Raw genomic sequence first — 13,217 nt, forward strand, 5'->3', positions numbered from 1 at the left:
GACCTTGTTGATTATTGTTCTACAAACCTCCGTAGAATATCACACGGGCTAACAATAACGCATGGATTAAACAACAAAATTGTAAACAAGTGTCATCATCTGGTCATGCTAACGCTGAATCATTCAGGGTTAATACGAAGGCTTTGAGTTAATGGAACATATGTTATTGCAAAGCTGTCTAAGCAGAAGCTTACTAATTCGATAAAATAGATGGCATTAATCGATTTACAAAACTGGCCATTTTCGAATGGATTGACTATATTTTAGAAAGTTACGAAATAGAGCCGGTTGCATAGACGTTTGTTATTCTGGTCGACACCTCAAGCAGTTGGCTGCCACAACCTAAACAAGCAAAGTAAACTAGGAGAATATGATGGGATTACGTATTGGCGATATCGCCCCAAATTTTGAAATTGAAACCACTCAAGGCAAGATTAACTTCCACGATTGGTCGCAAGGTTCTTGGGTATTTTTCTTCAGCCACCCAGCTGATTACACTCCAGTTTGTACTACTGAAATGGGTCGCACGGCACAGTTAGCTGGCGAGTTTGCTCAGCGTAACGTCAAACCTTTAGGTTTATCGACTGATACCGTAGAAGAGCATTTAGGCTGGATTAAAGACGTTAACGAAACTCAGAATACCACTTTGGAATTTCCTATCGTTGCAGATAAAGATAAGAAAATCGCTGAGTTGTACGACATGATTCACCCAGGTGAAAGCGAAACTGCAGCGGTACGTTCAGTGTTTATCATTGACCCGAACCATAAAATTCGCTTAACCATGACTTACCCTATGAGCGTTGGTCGTAACTTTACTGAAATTCTTCGTGTGATTGATGCCTTACAAACCGGTGATCAATTTGGCGTGGCTTGCCCAGCTGATTGGCAAGTAGGCGGTGATGTTATCATTCCACCCAGTGTATCGATGGAAGATGCCGAGAAGAAGTTCCCGCAAGGGTTTAAAACAGTGAAGCCTTACTTACGCTTTACCAGCGTTAACAAGTAAGCGCTTATCTAAGTGAAAAAGCAGCTCAATCGAGCTGCTTTTTTGTAACTACAGTAAAACTCATCAATGGCGAAGCCGTTGTATTGCGCCCCAAGAAATGCAGCGTATCAGCCTCAATTTTGAAACTTTGTACTTGGTTTAAAGCCTCCAAGAATGCTTGTTCCGCTTCCATTTGATCTGGAGCGCACATCATTTTGGTAACTGCTATCGGGCTAAAGCTAAGTTCGCTGCCGTTTTTTCCAACAGTATAGGTACCGTGGAAACGATTGCAGCCAGTAGATCCAAACACTTCTGTTTTCTGATTAAACTCAATGGTAGGTGGCTGTTCTAATGAGCTCCCTTGTAGCTGCCATGCTTGCTGCAGGTTGGCGCTGCTTGGCTCTGCGCAGGCGCTGACGAGTAACGTGGCGCATATAATTAAGCCTAGACGGCTGATAACGGATTTGACGGACTGCATAGCGGACCTCATAGGTAACAAAAGAATGAGCACAACAAGAAGATCTAGTATAGCCAAACACCCCCTCTTTTTATGTAGCAAAATAAGTCAGTTTGGCAAGCTTTACGTAAAGGATTCTGCATTCATCTCTTTTTTAGGCATGTATATCGCTTGCCACGGGATGATTGGCTGGAGAAATTTAGTGGCTGTGTTAGCTTAGAAGCTATCTACTATAACTATCAACAAGGTAAAGGCTATGATCAAAGGTTTTCCCTTATCGGCTTGTGCAAGCGTTTTAGCCGCAGGCATACTCGCACTTTCCGCTCCGATGGCAGCAGCTAATCCGGTTAAAATTAACTACCAACAACCAGCCCAAGACATCATTGATATTGTTGATGCAGCGCCATCACCTGGGGCTAGCTTAAGCCCAGATGGCTCCTTACTGTTGGTGACCGGTTATCCTGCCTTACCCGATATTTATGATATGGCTGCCGACCAATTGAAGTTGGCTGGTCGTCGTATTAACCCGGCCAACTATACGGTCAGCCAAGCACGATATATCAGTGAGTTAAAGCTGGTTGATGTAGCTACCGGTAACAATCAATCCATTCAAGGGCTGCCTGCTGATCTGAAGGCGTTAGCGGTAAGCTGGGCGCCTAATGGACGCTACATAGCTTTGGCACAGCAGACAGAAAAGCACGTGGAGTTATGGCTGGTGGATGTTGCCAAGGCCAAAGCAAAACGCTGGTCAAAAACCGCGCTCAATGCGGTATGGGGCGCGCGCTTAGCGTGGTTGCACGATAGCTCCGGTGTGTACAGTTACACTGTGGTTGACGGATTAACCAAACCTGCTGCAAAAGTTGTCCCTACCGGGCCGGTGATCACTGAAAGCAAAGGCCGTACAGCACCTGGGCGCACCTACCAAGATTTGTTGCAAAACAAACATGATGAAGACTTGTTTGACTATTATTTTACGAGCCAAATCAAGCTGTTTAGTGTGAAAGGTAAAGAGCGTGTCATCGGTGAACCTGCGGTTTACAATGGCCTGAGTGTGGCTCCAAGTGATGACTATCTTTTGGTAAGCCAGCTTAAGCGTCCTTATTCTTACGCAGTACCTCATTATCGTTTTCCTGAAACTACGGAAGTCTGGTCACCTACGGGTAAGTTAGTTTATCAAGTGGTTGAGCAAGGGTTAGCTGATAACTTACCAATTGCGTTCGATGCCGTAGTGCAGGGACGTCGCTCGATTAGTTGGCGTAATGATGCGGATGCTACCCTGGTTTGGGCTGAAGCCGCAGACCAAGGTGACCCGGCGGTTGCTACTGAAGTACGCGACCAAGTGTTCCAGTTAGCTGCTCCATTTAAGGGCCAGCCGCAAAAATTAGCCGATTTGAGTAAGCGTTTCAGCGGCTTGCTTGCTGCAGATAACGAGCATCTTCTCATTTGGGAGCGCTGGTGGGCAGACCGTGACGAGAAACTTTGGTTGGTGGATGCATCAGGTAAGCGCAGCACCGAGCTGGTATGGGAGCGTTCATGGGAAGACCGCTATAACGATCCAGGCGCTCCGTTCACCGTACAAACCGATGAGGGGCGAACGCTGTTGTACCTGAAGGACGGTAACTTGTTACTGCGTGGTAGTGGAGCATCGGATGAAGGTGATCGGCCTTTCATCGACAGCTATAACCTGATGGATAAGAGCAGTGAGCGCTTATGGCGCAGTGAGGCGCCTTATTATGAAGCCCCTCGAGAACTGATCGATGCAGAAGCCATGACCTTCTTAACACAGCGAGAAGGGGTGAACGATCCTGCCGATTTCTTTATTCGAGATATTGATGATAATAAGCTCACGGCGTTAACTGAAACACCGCATCCGATGCCGCATACTTTAGGCATTACCCGCGAGCAAATTACCTATACGCGGGACGATGGTTTACCGATGTCGGCTGAACTGTATTTACCGGCTGGCTACGATAAAGATCGTGATGGCCCGCTACCAACGATTGTTTGGGCCTACCCGCGTGAATACAAGAGCTCAGCAGCAGCAGCACAAATTTCAGGATCACCTTATGAGTTTGTTCGCATTAGCTATTGGTCTCCTCAGTACTTGGCAACCCAAGGTTATGCCGTACTAGATGCTGCTACTATGCCTATTGTGGGTGAGGGCGATGCCCAACCAAATGATACCTTTATTGAGCAGTTGGTAATGAACGGTAAAGCCGCGATTGATGCTGGTGCCAAACTAGGTGTGACTGACCCAGAGCGAGTCGCATTAGGTGGCCACTCTTACGGTGCCTTTATGACTGCTAACATGCTTGCGCATAGTGATCTGTTTAAGACAGGTATTGCTCGCAGCGGCGCTTATAACCGTAGCCTGACACCCTTTGGCTTTCAGCGCGAAGAGCGCACCGTGTGGGATGATGCTGACTTATACATTCGCATGTCACCGTTCTTCCATGCCGATAAAATTAACGAACCTTTGTTAATGATTCATGGTATCAACGACAACAACTCAGGTACCTTCCCGATGCAGTCGGAGCGTCTGTATCAAGCCATCAAGGGACTTGGTGGCACCGCACGATTGGTGATGTTACCTCATGAATCACATGGCTACCGAGCTCGCGAGTCAGTATTACACATGCTGTGGGAGCAAACTCGTTGGTTAGATGAACACCTTAAGGGTGAGTAGAACCCAAACCAAAAGCCCAGCAACCATGCTGGGCTTTTTTATTTGTGCTTGCTTGTCACAATATCACTAACGTTTATTGCTTCACTAACCGTAAGTTATGAAAATCAAAGCTGAAATCAGTAAAATCAGCAACCGCTTCTAAGCGCGCGCCAGTAACCTGTTGCTCCCGGTTCACACTAAAATCAATAAAAGCATCGGCTTCTAGCAAGGGTTCATGCCAACGAATCACAAAAGTATCACCGCTATAATGTTCTAGCTGCCCCTGCAACATGGGGGTGTGCGCAAAACTAATGGCTAATTGATCGTCGTTAACACTAATGTTGACGTCACCGTACCAAGCATCCCGATAAGTGCCGCTATACGAGGCTAGGTCTAAGGCCGCACGTGTCGTACTCGGTGCCGGCAAGGTAAATTCGGCTTTAGCTTGGATCATATCGTCGTATTTAGCTTGTTCACTAGCTACCCAGTCTTTATCGGATAAATCGAGAACGAGCTCCAGTGCTTCTTCAGTGACGGCTGTTAAAGCGCCAAAAGCTTGCTGATTACTGATAACAGTGATAGCAAAATCATGTTCAGGAATAAGAGTGGTTAGTGAGAGCATGCCCAAAATACCGCCGCTGTGTGATACATGTTTCACCCCGTGGTAGTTTTTGACAAACCAACCGAGTCCGTAGCCGCGAAAGTGGGTACCCTGAGCGGCAGCTGCTGGTGGTACCCCAAGAGGTGTAGTTACTTGCCACATTGCCTGTACATTGCGCTCACTTATTAGCTGTTCGCCGGCAGGGCTGACGCCATGATTGAGAAGGGTTAGCAGCCACTGCGCAAAGTCCTCAGCATTGCTGGCAATCGCACCGGCTGCGCCAAAGTCTTCTAAATAATCTAGCGCAAAGCGATGGAGCTGCCCTTGTGCTTCAATCGATCCCACCGCGAAGTTCGTGTTAGTGGCTGGAATCGTTGAAAACCCAACGTGAGTGTTATTCATGTTGAGGGGCTTGAAGAATGTTTCTGCAAGGTAGTCGGCGTAACTCATTCCGCTAACACGCGCAATAACTTCGCCGGCAACAATAAACATCAGGTTGTTGTAGTCAAAGCGTTCACGTAAGCCGTGGGCGATAGGGACATGAGCCAATCCCGCCAGTAGATCGGCCGTGGTTTTATCAGTATTCGGCCAAATCATCAAATCTCCAGCACCTAAACCTAAGCCGGTGCGATGGCTCAGCAAATCACGTAGCGTTAGCTGCGCACTTAACTGAGCATCAGCCAACTTAAATTCGGGAAGATGTTTTACTACAGGATCATCCCAACTCACTTTGCCTTGATCAACTAGGGTTGCCATAGCGGCAGCGGTAAAGGCTTTAGTGTGTGAGGCAACCCCAAACAAGGTCTCTTTGGTAACAGGCAGCTGAGATTCTAGGTCGCGAATGCCAAAACCCTCAGCTAGCACTACTTTGCCTTGATGCACCGCGACTACCGCCATACCAGGTACGTTAAACGCAGGTAAGCTAGCGGCAGCGGATGCTCTAATATGTTCGGCTAAAGCTGGCTTTTCTGCCTCAACAGCGGTGTTCACAAGTGTATCGGTAGCTTGGGCATAACTGCTCAGGCTCGGCATCATAAGGAGTGCCAACGCTAAAACCGTTGGCTTCAGTTGTTGGGATAGTTTAACAACAGACATTTGCTTCATTAAAATCATCCTATCTCATTATCAAAAAAGTTTATTATCAGCCAAAGCTGTTTTTAACAACCCCAGCTCTGACCAACCCCAGCCATTACCATCCAAGAATGCGTGGCCAAACCTCATGCGCTTGTGTTTCAGTGATGACATGATAGTGGGTATGCATGGCAGCTGTGGCACAGGCATGGTTCGGCAAAATGCGCAGCAACTGACCTATGTCAAATTGCTCACAACGGATAGCCGCTGGCAGTACAATCACCCCATGCTCTTGGTTAACTCCATTAACCACAATGGGTTGATCCGCAGCTAAGGGCTGGCCTGCAATATCACAAACTAGTCCATAAGATGGCTCTTGTGCGTTACGAGTTGCGCCTAGATCGCGCGAGAGCGCCATCCATCCTGCATCGATTAAAAGCCAGTTTTTTTCATGATTGTAACCAATAACTGCAGTAACAACGCTCATCGCTATGTCGTCTAGCGCACATACTCCAAGTTGCTGCATCACTAAGTCAAAGGTGGTGTATACCCCTGCGCGAACCTCAGTGATACCAGTGAGGTCGTCAACGAAATGTGCGGTAGGAGTAGAGCCTACACTCAACATGAGTGGTTCGATACCAACTGCAGCAAGTTTAGTAGCAGCTGTGCGTACTGCTTGGCATTCAGCTTCAGCAACCTGTTTAATGGCGCTAACCGAATCAGTGTCGTAGGAGCCGCCTGCGTGGGTCATAAGCCCAGTGATTGCTGGGCCATGTCGATTAACCGGATAGGCAACTAGGTAGTTCGCCAAGGCGATGAGCACCGGATCTTCCGGGCTCAAACCACCGCGGTGGTCATCGCAGTCAATCTCAATAAAGACTGAAAAATCAACTTGATGCTGCTGTGAGTAGTGATACACCGCAGTTGCTTGTGCTAGGGTATCTAACAGAATATGTACCTTAGCACCCTGCTGAATTAAGTTGGCAATTCGGGTTAATTTGAGCGGAGTAATACCAACCGCATAGAGGACATCTGTATATCCGGCATAAACAAAGGCTTCTGCTTCAGCTAAAGTCGATACCGTGATAGGAGCCTGTGGGTTAGCGACCACTCGCTCAGCTGCGGGCAACGACCTTAGTGTCTTTAAATGTGGCCGCAATGCGCAACCTAACGCTGCCATACGCTGCTGCAAGCGCCGCACATTACGGTTTAACTTGCGCTCATCTATAAGCAACAATGGCGTGGTAAGTTGGGTTAACCAAGCGTCACTGGCAGTCATGAATTTTCTCCTTTGGATTCGATTGGTCAGACTAACCATTCTGCGGCAACTAATAAACCTAGTCTTGTCGCATGAATTAGACGATTTACCCGAACCGAGTTAAGTAATAAGCTGCACTGAGTAGAATGACAATCATGTCTACCTTAAGAGGATGTATCATGAAGTGGTTAAAAAGTCTTGCGCTGATGAGTGCAATGGTTATAAGCGTGGTAGCTCAGGCCAGTCCTGCTGCCATCAAACATCAGTTTACTGAGCAAACCAAGGCTGATGCCAAAGTGTCAGTGTTACTGGTTGGCGCCAATCAAACGGCACAAGTGACAGGTTGGAGTGCGGATACGCAAGCCATGGTCAGTGCTGCATTGGCAGCTAAAGATTTTACCGGAGCCCCACAGCAAATCGTTGAGATACTTGCACCGGTTGGTTTAGCCAGCGAGCGTTTACTAGTTGCTGGAGTGGGTGATAGCGAGAGCTTTAACCGCGTTGCCGCCGAGAAGCTTGGAGCCGCCTTATGGAGCTATTTACCTGAAACCGCTGATGCAAAGCATACCGTGAGCGTGGATGCTCGGTTGCTCAACAATGCCAACTTAGTTGCCGCGATCGCACATGGCATGGATCTGCGAGATTACCGTTTTGATCGCTATAAAAGCAATCCTGCAAAAACCGAAGTTAGACACGTGCAATGGGCGGTAAACCAAGCCCCGTCCGTAGCAGACCATTACGCTGACTATGCGGCTATCGCTGGCGGCGTATTCATGGCTCGTGACATCATCAACTTGCCAGGCGGAGACGGTTATCCACAGGCCATCGCTGAGATGGTGGAAAAAGCGGTCAAGCCGTTAGGAATTAAGGTGACGGTGCTTAATCCTCGTCAAGTTGAACGAGCCGGCATGGGAGCTCTTTACGGCGTAAGCAAAGGGAGTGAGCATAAGGCTTATCTGCTGGCTCTACAATGGCAGGGCAGCAAAGATGCACCTATTGCCTTGGTGGGTAAAGGGAATACGTTTGATACGGGTGGCTATAACTTAAAAACGTCATCAGCATCTATTTTACGGATGCAAACCGATAAAGCGGGCGGCGGCGCAGTGATTGGTGCGGTGATGGCTTTAGCGGGCCAGAAAGCTCCAGTAAACGTTGTCGCAGTGGTACCGTTATCGCATAACTTAATTTCTGGATCAGCGCTGTTACCGGGTGATGTGGTTACCGCAGGTGATGGTACTCGGATTGAAGTTGCTAACACCGATGCCGAAGGTCGACTTATTTTGGCTGATGGTATCTGGTATGCGCGTGATAAGTTCAAACCTCGCGTCATTGCGGATATTGCTACTTTAACCGGCTCGAAAGTGGGCGCTTTAGGCACAGCTTATTCAGCTGTATTTACGGAGCAAGACGATGTTTTGCGTAGTATGCAACAAGCCGGTGAAGCAACCGCAGAACTGGTCTGGCAATTACCTTTGGGGCCATACCCAGGGATTATCAAAAGTAACCTAGCTGATATTGCCAACGTGGGTTCACCGGGTGCACAGGCGGGTGCGGTATTTTTACAACACTTTGCTAAAGATACCCCATTCATTCATATCGACATGGCGGGAAATGCGTATAGCACGAGTGCGAATGGCATCCACCCTGCTGGCGGGAATGGTTACGGCGTGCGCCTACTGACTGAGTGGGTAAAAATCTACGCCGATATAGCTGAATAATCTGAAAGCCACTACTGAAAAGTAGTGGCTTTTTTTATCGTCCTGTTAAACCAAGACGCTCTTAGGTATGTTGCGTAAGCTATTTTTGCGCAGCTAGGTAGCTATCAATCACGTCTGTGATAGTCGTATCGGTAGGTGTTACCTTGCTCACAAAGCTTGATACTTGGCTTCCATCAGCGGCCACGATGTACTTATGAAAATTCCATTGTGGGCTTTGCTGTGCGGCAGCGCTTAAGGCTTGAAACACCGGGTTAGCATCACTACCGCGTACCGGTGTTGTGGCCATCATTGGGAAAGTAACGCCAAAATTCACAAAACAGACATCGGCAGTTTCAGCCTCGTCATTATGCTCTTGCATAAAGCTATCTGACGGAAAGCCAAGGATCACAAAATTCTCGTCTTTATAGCGCTGATATAAGGCTTCTAAATCTTCAAACTGGCCGGTGTAACCGCACTTGCTGGCGGTGTTAACCACCATCACCACTTTATCTTTCGTTAACTCACACAAGTCGTGAGAGTTCTTAGTATGCAAGCCGCGCAGCTGATGGTTAAACACAACTAAGCAGCCGTCACTTCCCGTACTAAACTGGTCGCTTGCTTGAGCACTAGGAATGATGTGTTTGGCTGGCTCGCCCGGTAGCGCAAATAACACCACGGCACCCACGACAGCTCCTGCAATGGCAAGAGATACCCCTTTTACTGCTGTTTTAAGACGAATTGCCATAACCTGTAACTCCAAACCTCGGACAATAATGAAAAGGAAAGTTTAGCTGACTTTTCTATGAGTCTAGATGAAATTAAGCGTTGTCACCTATAAAAGATCACTTTTAATGACTTTAGAAACATTTGCACACAGTTTAATCAGCTTTATTGATAGCAGCATTGCAGCAATATGGAATAATTGTACTTTACTGATGACAACCCATCATTCTTATAAAAATAAGTTGCTCACCAAAGCAAGGACCTGTTACATGCAAATTAAAGTGGAACAAGTGGTTAAAGACTATGCAACCGTGCGAGCGGTTGATGCAGTCAGCTTAACCGCAGTTGGAGGCGAAATTCTCGCGTTACTTGGGCCCAACGGGGCCGGCAAATCATCTTTAGTACGAATGATGGTGGGATTAACCCGGCCAGATAGTGGTAGCATTCACTACTTCAGCGATGCTAATCGCGGGCAAGCAGCTCAATTACAAACCAGCGATTTTGGCTATTTACCAGAAGATCGAGGGCTGTATCAAGATCGCACCTTGCTTGATAACTTGCGGTATATAGCAAGCTTACGCGGGCTTCCTAAAGCTACCGCAGCAGCAAACATTGATCACTGGTTAGCAAGATTTAGTTTAACTGAGCGGGCCAAAGAGCCCATGCGTCAATTATCGAAGGGCAATCAGCAGAAGGTACAATTAATCGCTACCTTGTTGCATCACCCCAAATTGGTTGTACTGGATGAGCCCTTTTCGGGTTTGGATCCGGTTAACCAAGAATTTGTGTTAACCGTATTAGACGAACTCAAACGGCAGGGCTGTACTGTGATTCTTAGCGCGCACCAAATGGCTTTGGTAGAGCGCATGGCCGATAAATTAGTCCTGATGAACAAAGGCCGAGTGATCGCTCAAGGCAGCTTGGCAGAAGTGCGTAAGCAATTACAGCAGCAGCATAGTCTAGAGGTCGCATTTACCCAGCCGGTCGCTATCCCTCAATTACAAGCTATGGTAGGTGTGGCCCAAGTAACTCAAGTGGATGAATACAGCTATCGTTTGGTTTGTACTGAGCAGTTGGTTGCCGCAGACTTATTGCAGCAACTACAACAGCTGGCGCCAGTAAAACAATTTAGTCCGCAGCAACAAAACCTTCACGAACTTTATCTTCAGGCGGTGCAAGCATGAATCGATGGCAACATATCTTACGCATTGGCGGGTTTGAATTTCGGCGCTTCTTTAAATGGAAGCAAGAGGTTTTTTCATTGGTATTGATGGGAGTGCTGTTTGCTATTTCAATAGGTTGGGGACAACTTAAAGTTGCCTTAGAAGAGACCCATCAAGTTGCAGTCGTGGCGCCTCTGACCATGCCAGAATTAGACAACATTACATGGGTGCCGGCCACGAATACCAGTCAAGCTATGACAGAGCTGGGAACAACTTATGCTGGGGTACTGACAATAACCGTAGACGCCGAGCAAGGTTACCTCGCTGAGTTGGCAGTATTAAGTAACGCTGGTTGGCAAGACCGTATGAGTCAGGCCATAAGTAGTTATTTGCAACAGCAGAAGCTCAACGACCTAGCTTTGAATGAGGAGCAGATCGCCTTTTTAAATCAACCGCCAAGTTTTGTGGTGGCAGTGCAAAACCAAGATCGGGCGCGAAGCTCTGCCAATAAAGCCTTACCCACGCTAATTTTGGTAAGCATCATGGTTGCTGTATTTGGTAGTTTTGGTCTGATGATGACGGCCATTACGCAAGAAAAACAACAGCGTGTTACTGAACAGTTGCTCACCTTAATTACCCCGAGCCAATGGATGGATGGCAAGATTCTTGGCATTACGCTGCACTGTTTGAAAAGCATGGCGACAATTTTGATCTTGATTGTGTTGGTGGTGTTAGTCATGAGTGTGGTGGCTGGTGATGCGATGACGTATCCAGAAGTGAGCTGGCAGTTGTTTGTCGCTACGACGTTATTTGCTCTGCTAGGCTTAGCTATGATTAATGCGATGATGGCAGGTTTTGCCGCTACTATTGACGATCCTAATCATTCAGGGCGTAGCGCCATGATGCTGATTCCTGCGTTGTTCGTTGGTGCGGGCTTTGGTGTGATGGATACCCCGCAAGGGTTATTGGCACAAATCTTAAGTTGGTTTCCGTTAACGAGCTTTGCGGTGATGCCTATTCGTGTCGCTGATGGCGGTGTTGCTTGGTGGGAATGGAGCGGTAGTTTAGTGGTGTTGTTCTTAACCACCTATATTATTCGTTCAGCAGCAGTAAGATTATTTACGTTAGGCATTACCATGTACGGCAAAGAACCATCGTGGCGATCCATGGGTCGAGCGCTTATCGGCCGCTGATCTTAAACCGCCGTTGCAGGGTATATTGAAGCTACCGCAAACATCGCAACCGGTATAAGGTAGTTATTGGTTATGTTACACATGGATTTTTCGCAACGCGTGGTGATTGATACCCATGCACAGGCTTGGCAACCAAGTCCAGCCGCAGGGGTGGAACGGAAATTACTAGAACGCGAAGAAGCTGAACGAGGGCGAGCCAGCAGCATTGTAAGATATGCTGCTGGGGCGCGTTTCAATACTCATCAACACCCATTAGGTGAAGAAATTCTGGTGCTTGAGGGTGTCTTCTCAGATGAAAACGGAGATTACCCAGCTGGTACCTACATTCGTAATCCGCCAGGGTCCGCTCATGCACCCTACAGCGAGCAGGGCTGTACTTTATTGGTAAAACTCCATCAATTTGATCCTGCCGATCTCGCCTCCGTGCGAATTCAAACCCAAACTGGGCAATGGTTGCCAGGGCAAGGCGGCTTAAAGGTGATGCCACTACATAGTTTTGCCACGCAGCACACAGCTTTAGTCAAATGGCCAGCGGGAGAGGTGTTTAAACCTCATCGTCACTTTGGTGGTGAAGAAATTTTCGTATTAACCGGAGAGTTTATGGATGAACATGGTCGCTATCCAGCGGGCTGCTGGCTGCGTAGCCCGCACATGAGCCAACACACGCCTTTTGTTGAGCAAGAAACCATCATCTTAGTTAAAACGGGCCATTTACCCTTAGCTGATGAGTCAGCAAAAGTTACAGCAATGAGGTTGTTAGAATGAATCAGTGGGATGAACGTTACAGTAAAGAAGATTATCACTACGGTACCGAACCGAATGACTTTTTACGAGACCATGCCGCAAGCCTATTGGAGCATGGAAAACAGCCAGCTAACATCCTTTGCTTAGCCGATGGTGAGGGGCGTAACAGTGTCTATTTAGCTAAGTTAGGTGCTCATGCAACGGCTTTAGATATTTCACAAGTTGGTTTGCAGAAAGCGCAGCGCTTGGCGCAAGCTGAGCAGGTTACCATTACCACTGAGTGGGCTGACTTGAGTAAAACAGAGCTTCCAGAACAGGCATATGATGGTGTCGTCATGATTTTTTGTCATTTACCCCGTGCCCATCGTCCTTTCTTGTACGAGCAGATAGCAAAAACTCTCAAGCCCGGCGGTTGGTTTCTGGCCGAATGTTACACTCCTGCTCAGCTAGGGCGGGGTACAGGCGGCCCACCAAGTGCAGACCTTATGCTAACAGCAGCAGAGTTTTATGAAGCTTTTCAAAGCTTTGAGGTTACCCATAGCCAGGAGCTAGTACGTTCGCTACATGAAGGAACTGGCCACACAGGTGCTGGTGCGGTGTGTCAGTTTATTGCTTTTAAACCTGCTTAACATAGGGCAATAAAAGCGCTTATATTGGGCT

Annotated in this window: 11 protein-coding genes; 7 read left to right on the forward strand and 4 right to left on the reverse strand. The window is 47.7% G+C overall.

Annotated features, from left to right (window positions below; translation table 11 throughout):
- Positions 1 to 373: 373 nt before the first annotated feature.
- On the forward strand, positions 374 to 1,006 hold the full coding sequence (locus tag ACQ661_RS05900; RefSeq protein WP_313932781.1) for a peroxiredoxin: 633 nt from the start codon (positions 374 to 376) through the stop codon (positions 1,004 to 1,006).
- A gap of 25 nt (positions 1,007 to 1,031) precedes the next feature.
- Here ACQ661_RS05900 and ACQ661_RS05905 read toward each other — a convergent pair whose 3' ends face one another.
- Complete coding sequence (locus tag ACQ661_RS05905; protein WP_431667914.1) at positions 1,032 to 1,520, reverse strand: META domain-containing protein; 489 nt, start codon at positions 1,518 to 1,520, stop codon at positions 1,032 to 1,034.
- A gap of 178 nt (positions 1,521 to 1,698) precedes the next feature.
- Here ACQ661_RS05905 and ACQ661_RS05910 point away from each other — a divergent pair, with 178 nt between their 5' ends.
- Positions 1,699 to 4,128, forward strand: coding sequence for a S9 family peptidase (locus ACQ661_RS05910; RefSeq protein WP_431667916.1), 2,430 nt, complete (start codon positions 1,699 to 1,701; stop codon positions 4,126 to 4,128).
- Between the two features lie 73 nt (positions 4,129 to 4,201).
- On the opposite strand, the gene ACQ661_RS05915 is transcribed toward ACQ661_RS05910, so the two are convergent.
- Both ACQ661_RS05915 and ACQ661_RS05920 read right to left on the reverse strand, forming a co-directional pair.
- A complete protein-coding gene (locus ACQ661_RS05915) occupies positions 4,202 to 5,812 on the reverse strand; it encodes a serine hydrolase (protein WP_431667917.1) in 1,611 nt (536 codons plus the stop codon).
- 85 nt (positions 5,813 to 5,897) lie between these two features.
- Positions 5,898 to 7,058 carry an alanine racemase gene (locus ACQ661_RS05920; RefSeq protein ID WP_431667918.1) on the reverse strand — a complete coding sequence of 387 codons (1,161 nt, stop codon included), beginning with the start codon at positions 7,056 to 7,058 and terminating at the stop codon, positions 5,898 to 5,900.
- A gap of 158 nt (positions 7,059 to 7,216) precedes the next feature.
- Between ACQ661_RS05920 and ACQ661_RS05925 the strand changes: the two genes are divergently transcribed.
- Complete coding sequence (locus ACQ661_RS05925) at positions 7,217 to 8,755, forward strand: leucyl aminopeptidase family protein (RefSeq protein ID WP_431667919.1); 1,539 nt, start codon at positions 7,217 to 7,219, stop codon at positions 8,753 to 8,755.
- A gap of 79 nt (positions 8,756 to 8,834) precedes the next feature.
- On the opposite strand, the gene ACQ661_RS05930 is transcribed toward ACQ661_RS05925, so the two are convergent.
- Positions 8,835 to 9,479: a glutathione peroxidase gene (locus ACQ661_RS05930; protein WP_431667920.1), complete on the reverse strand. Its 645-nt coding sequence runs from the start codon at positions 9,477 to 9,479 to the stop codon at positions 8,835 to 8,837.
- Positions 9,480 to 9,726: 247 nt separating this feature from the next.
- On the opposite strand from ACQ661_RS05930, the gene ACQ661_RS05935 reads away from it, so the two are divergent.
- From ACQ661_RS05935 to ACQ661_RS05950, 4 genes are all read left to right on the forward strand, one after another.
- Positions 9,727 to 10,641: an ABC transporter ATP-binding protein gene (locus ACQ661_RS05935; protein WP_431667921.1), complete on the forward strand. Its 915-nt coding sequence runs from the start codon at positions 9,727 to 9,729 to the stop codon at positions 10,639 to 10,641.
- Positions 10,638 to 11,813, forward strand: coding sequence for an ABC transporter permease (locus ACQ661_RS05940; protein WP_431667923.1), 1,176 nt, complete (start codon positions 10,638 to 10,640; stop codon positions 11,811 to 11,813). The genes ACQ661_RS05935 and ACQ661_RS05940 overlap by 4 nt, the downstream gene beginning before the upstream one ends.
- Before the next feature lie 72 nt (positions 11,814 to 11,885).
- Positions 11,886 to 12,578 (forward strand): cupin domain-containing protein, encoded by a 693-nt coding sequence (locus ACQ661_RS05945; protein ID WP_153826587.1) that lies wholly within the window; start codon positions 11,886 to 11,888, stop codon positions 12,576 to 12,578.
- Positions 12,575 to 13,186 carry an SAM-dependent methyltransferase gene (locus tag ACQ661_RS05950; protein WP_110075644.1) on the forward strand — a complete coding sequence of 204 codons (612 nt, stop codon included), beginning with the start codon at positions 12,575 to 12,577 and terminating at the stop codon, positions 13,184 to 13,186. The genes ACQ661_RS05945 and ACQ661_RS05950 overlap by 4 nt, the downstream gene beginning before the upstream one ends.
- Positions 13,187 to 13,217 lie beyond the last annotated feature (31 nt).

The sequence above is a fragment of the Pseudidiomarina sp. WS423 genome, from assembly GCF_050750165.1.
Classification (GTDB): domain Bacteria; phylum Pseudomonadota; class Gammaproteobacteria; order Enterobacterales; family Alteromonadaceae; genus Pseudidiomarina; species Pseudidiomarina fusca.

Excerpts from the sequence above, each read along its gene's own strand:
- ACQ661_RS05910 (WP_431667916.1), top strand. The coding sequence starts at position 1,699 with ATGATCAAAGGTTTTCCCTTATCGGCTTGTGCAAGCGTTTTAGCCGCA.
- ACQ661_RS05925 (WP_431667919.1), top strand. The coding sequence starts at position 7,217 with ATGAAGTGGTTAAAAAGTCTTGCGCTGATGAGTGCAATGGTTATAAGC.
- ACQ661_RS05945 (WP_153826587.1), top strand. The coding sequence starts at position 11,886 with ATGTTACACATGGATTTTTCGCAACGCGTGGTGATTGATACCCATGCA.
- ACQ661_RS05900 (WP_313932781.1), top strand. The coding sequence starts at position 374 with ATGGGATTACGTATTGGCGATATCGCCCCAAATTTTGAAATTGAAACC.
- ACQ661_RS05935 (WP_431667921.1), top strand. The coding sequence starts at position 9,727 with ATGCAAATTAAAGTGGAACAAGTGGTTAAAGACTATGCAACCGTGCGA.
- ACQ661_RS05950 (WP_110075644.1), top strand. The coding sequence starts at position 12,575 with ATGAATCAGTGGGATGAACGTTACAGTAAAGAAGATTATCACTACGGT.
- ACQ661_RS05915 (WP_431667917.1), bottom strand. The coding sequence starts at position 5,812 with ATGAAGCAAATGTCTGTTGTTAAACTATCCCAACAACTGAAGCCAACG.
- ACQ661_RS05920 (WP_431667918.1), bottom strand. The coding sequence starts at position 7,058 with ATGACTGCCAGTGACGCTTGGTTAACCCAACTTACCACGCCATTGTTG.
- ACQ661_RS05940 (WP_431667923.1), top strand. The coding sequence starts at position 10,638 with ATGAATCGATGGCAACATATCTTACGCATTGGCGGGTTTGAATTTCGG.
- ACQ661_RS05930 (WP_431667920.1), bottom strand. The coding sequence starts at position 9,479 with ATGGCAATTCGTCTTAAAACAGCAGTAAAAGGGGTATCTCTTGCCATT.